The sequence below is a fragment of the Oleiphilus sp. HI0079 genome (assembly GCF_001635105.1).
This window is the reverse complement of sequence record NZ_LWFT01001075.1, coordinates 1-1,160: the sequence shown is the minus strand read 5'-3', so window position 1 is coordinate 1,160 and position 1,160 is coordinate 1. Positions and strand designations below refer to the sequence as shown.

Sequence of the window (1,160 nt, the reverse complement as noted above, 5' to 3'; positions counted from 1 at the left end):
GCTACTCTTCAAAATGACGACTCTCGAAGCATTGAGTAAGGTTGCGTAGTGAAAAAACTTATCCATTCTGATGTGTATGCTGAGTGCGTACCGTCAAGCATCTCAGGTGCCTCCACCAAGTCTTTAGAGCCTTTGGAGGAAATCGTTGGTCAAGAGCGTGCGCAAGAAGCGGTGCGTTTTGCGATGGCAATGCCCGGAAGTGGCTACAACATCTATGCTATTGGTCGGACAGGGCTCGGCAAACGAACCATGATGTTGCGTTATTTAAAGCGACAGATCACGCCGAAGCATGATGTCTCTGACTGGTGTTATGTGGTGAATTTCGAGGAGCCTAGAAACCCAACGATGTTGCAGCTGCCTGTCGGGCAGGGCATTCAGTTGAAGCGTGACATGGAGGCGTTGATGACGCGCCTTACCAAGGCGATCCCTCAAGCCTTCGATAATGAGAGTTACTACGAACGAGCCGATAAGCTTAAAACCGAATATGCCGAGATTCAGGAAGAGGCATTAGAAAAACTTGCCAAGCAGGCGCGCAGAAAGTCGGTTCAGTTGAGTATCACTACGCCGGGCGGCTATCGCCTCACAGCATTAAATGGTGAGGAACCTCATACGGCCGAAACCTTTGATAGCTTGTCGCAAGACGAGCAGGACAAGTTCGATGAGATAATCAATAAGCTTGAAGTCAAACTGCGCAACACGATTCGGAAGATGGCTGCTTGGGAGCAGGAGTTTGTTGATAAACAAGAGCAGCTGAATGAAGAGATGATCATAGGAGTCTCGAAGCATCACGTTGATAACCTCTTGGAGAAATACAAAAAGCTACCCAATGTCGTTAGCTATCTCCAGGCTCTGCAAAAGGACATGGTCGAGAATCTAGATATTTTTCTTGAGGAGCGGGATGAGCAGAGCGCTCTCGCGGATGCGACGCTGGATAAAAAGCTGCCGAGACGCTATCAGGTAAACGTATTGGTTCATCATAAAAACAACCGCCCGCCGGTGGTTGTTGAAGAGAATCCGAATTATCACAACCTTTTTGGTTATGTAGAGAGCGTGACCTATAAGGGTTCCGTCTTTACCGACTTTAGTTTGATTCGTCCCGGATCGATGCATCGAGCAAATGGTGGATACTTACTGATCGATGCAACAAAAGTCCTCGAGCA

The 1,160-nt window shown here is 48.1% G+C and carries 1 protein-coding gene; it reads left to right on the top strand.

Annotation, left to right across the window (positions count from 1 at the left end):
• Window positions 1-48 precede the first annotated feature (48 nt).
• Window positions 49-1,160: ATP-binding protein (locus tag A3750_RS19235; protein WP_156498751.1), on the top strand; the 1,112-nt coding region annotated here is incomplete at its 3' end.